The sequence below is a fragment of the Mesorhizobium sp. M7A.F.Ca.CA.002.05.1.1 genome (assembly GCF_003998335.1).
Lineage (GTDB): Bacteria > Pseudomonadota > Alphaproteobacteria > Rhizobiales > Rhizobiaceae > Mesorhizobium.
The window spans coordinates 1-2689 of sequence record NZ_RZQI01000814.1 but is presented as its reverse complement, the minus strand read 5'-3'; the positions used below and the strand labels follow the sequence as shown (position 1 = coordinate 2689).

Here is a 2689-nt window from a genome sequence, read left to right as displayed (position 1 = left end):
TGTCCACCGGCTTGACCAGGTAGCCCTTCATTTCGCCGCTGCTGCCGGGATAGCTGATGTCCTCGCCCTTCACCCGCGGATCGTTGTCGGCGACAACAGCCGCTTGCGCCGAATTTGCCGCCAGAAGCGGCGCGATCGCGGCCGCCGCCGCACCCGATCCGGCAAGCCGGGTCAACTGCTCCATGAACCGGCGGCGATCGAGCGTCAGATGCGTGTATTCGTCATAGGCGTCGATCATCGCCTGGGTGATGGCGGGCTTGGCGTCGGGTTTCGTCATGGATAGGTCCTCTGCTTCGGGCTTTAATTCCCAGCTACATAGGGACCAAGCCGGCATGATCCAGTCGAGCACTCATCGCGGCCGCCGATTGCCTCAGGGCGCAGGGCGCCGGCCGCGCCCGAGCAGTAAAGCCGGCGCCATGCGCGGCCGTGTCATCACTTTTTGGTCATTGGCGATAAATCCTGCTGGCGCTGCCACAATCGTGAGGGAAGGTGGCTATCGCCCAGTATCTTGGCCGTGTGCCCACACGTCAGACCCAGAAGGAAGCGATGACCATGACCATGCCTTCCCCGATCCTCGCCAGCGCGCTCGTCCTTTCGGCGAGTGCCGCTTTGGCCCTGTGCTCGATGGTTCTGAACGCAGGCAGACGATCGTTGATCAGGGTCCGCACTGAGCGGAACCGCAACACGAAAACCCAGGGCTGAGTGACGCCATGAACGTCCAGGACATCGTCAACACCGTTTCGCAGAAGGCGGACCTCGACCAGGCGACGACGGAGAAAGTCGTCGGCACCATCTTCTCGGTGCTCGAACACGAGGCGGAAGGCACCAGCGCCTCGGCGTTCTTCGCCAGGATCCCCGGCGCCGACGACCTCGCCCATCAATATGACGTCATGGCTGCCGCTCCGGCCGGCGGCGGCGGTTTTTTGTCGTCGTTGCAGGGCGCGCTTGGCGGCGTTCTCGGCGAGAAGGCCGGCGCGCTGATCAACGGCGTCGCCGCGCTCAAGGCATCCGGGCTCGACATGGCGCAGATCCAGAAGGCCGGCGCGACGCTGATCCAGCAGGCCGAAGCCGCCGCCGGCCCCGACCTGACCAACAAGGTGCTCGGCTCGGTGCCCAGCCTGAAGGGCCATCTGGGGATTGGCTGATCGACAATCGGGCCGATCGGAAGATTTGCCGCCCCTCATCGCCCAGTCGGGCACTTTTCCCCGTCACTATGCGGGGAAAAGATACCGGCACAGATGATGGGCGGCGCGACCTCTGAGAGATCGCGCGCCCTGCGCCCCTACTTCGGCAGCGCGTAGGCGATCACATAGTCCCCGGGCTTGGTGCCGACCGAACCGTGGCCGCCGGCGACGATGACCACGAACTGGCGGCCGTCGGCCACCGTATAGGTCATCGGCGTCGATTGCCCGCCGGCCGGCAGCCGCGCCTGCCACAGCTGCTTGCCCGATGTCAGGTCGTAGGCGCGCAGATAGTCGTCGACCGCCGCCCCCAGGAAGGCGACGCCGCCAGCGGTGATCATCGGCCCGCCAATGCCCGGCACCCCGACCTTCAGCGGCAGCGGCAGCGGCGTCATATCGTAGACGGTGCCGTTGCGATGCATGTAGGCGATCTTGCCGGTCCTGAGATCGGCGCCGGCGACATAGCCCCAGGGCGGCGCCTGGCAAGGAATGCCGAGCGGCGACAGGAACGGTCCCATCACCACCGCATAGGGCGCGCCCTCGTTGCGGTTCAGCCCCTGCTCGCTGCCGCGCCCTTCGTCCGGTGGCGGCACCTGATCGCGCGGAATGAGCTCCGACTTGAACGCCAGATAGGTCGGCATGCCGAACAGCACCTGCCGGACCGGGTCGACGGCGACGCCACCCCAGTTGAAGGTGCCGAAGTTGCCGGGGTAGATCAGCGAGCCCTGGACGGAAGGCGGCGTATAGCGACCCTCATAGCGCAGGCCCTGGAATTCGATCCGGCAGGCCAACTGGTCGAACATGGTTAGGCCCCACATGTCGGCACCGGTGAGCGGCTTCGGCATGAAGGTAAGGTCGGAGACCGGCTGCGTTGGCGATGTGTGGTCACCTTCGATCGCGCCGCCGGGCGCCGGCACTTCGTTGACCGCAATGACCGGCTCGCCGGTGCGGCGGTCGAGCACATAGAGGTCGCCCTGCTTGGTCGGCCCGACCAGCGCCGGCACCACCGTGCCGTCGGGTTTGGTGATGTCGATCAGGCTCGGCTGCGCCGGCACGTCCATGTCCCAGAGATCGTGGTGCACGGTCTGCCGCACCCAGCGCACCTGCCCGGTGTTGAGGTCGAGCGCGGTGATCGACGACGAGAACTTCTCGACATTGGCGCTGCGCCCGGCGCCGAGCTGGTCCGGCGTCTGGTTGCCGAGCGGCACGTAGAGCAGGCCGAGCTTCTCGTCGGCGCTCGGCGTCGACCACATGTTGGGCGAGTTGGCGGTATAGGTCTGGCCGGCCGGCAGCGGCGTTATCTGGTCCGGATTGCCGGAATCCCAGTTCCACACCAGCGCGCCGGTGGCAGCGTCGTAGGCGCGGATGACGCCGGATGGCTCCTGCGTCGAATAATTGTCGTTGACCGCGCCGCCGACGATGATCTTGCCGGCTGAGATCAGCGGGGCCGAGGTCGAGTAATAATAGCCCGACTTCGGATAGGGCATGTTGGTCAGAAGGTTCAGCGT

Annotated in this window: 3 protein-coding genes and 1 pseudogene; 1 reads left to right on the top strand and 3 read right to left on the bottom strand. The window is 66.1% G+C overall.

Going from position 1 to position 2689, the window contains the following annotated elements:
- Nucleotides 1-277, bottom strand: a pseudogene (locus EN939_RS28885) (dienelactone hydrolase family protein); the annotation flags it as partial.
- A gap of 250 nt (nt 278-527) precedes the next feature.
- Nucleotides 528-683 carry a hypothetical protein gene (locus EN939_RS38680; protein WP_206528363.1) on the bottom strand — a complete coding sequence of 52 codons (156 nt, stop codon included), beginning with the start codon at nt 681-683 and terminating at the stop codon, nt 528-530.
- 27 nt (nt 684-710) lie between these two features.
- Here EN939_RS38680 and EN939_RS28875 point away from each other — a divergent pair, with 27 nt between their 5' ends.
- Nucleotides 711-1145, top strand: a complete 435-nt coding sequence (locus EN939_RS28875; RefSeq protein ID WP_127271113.1) for a hypothetical protein — start codon at nt 711-713, stop codon at nt 1143-1145.
- Between the two features lie 137 nt (nt 1146-1282).
- Here the strand turns inward: EN939_RS28875 and EN939_RS28870 are convergent.
- On the bottom strand, nt 1283-2689 hold a 1407-nt coding region (locus EN939_RS28870; RefSeq protein WP_164751303.1), incomplete at its 5' end, for an outer membrane protein assembly factor BamB family protein.

What these genes read in the sequence shown, in the direction of transcription:
- EN939_RS28875 (WP_127271113.1), top strand. Translation starts at nt 711, where the DNA reads ATGAACGTCCAGGACATCGTCAACACCGTTTCGCAGAAGGCGGACCTC.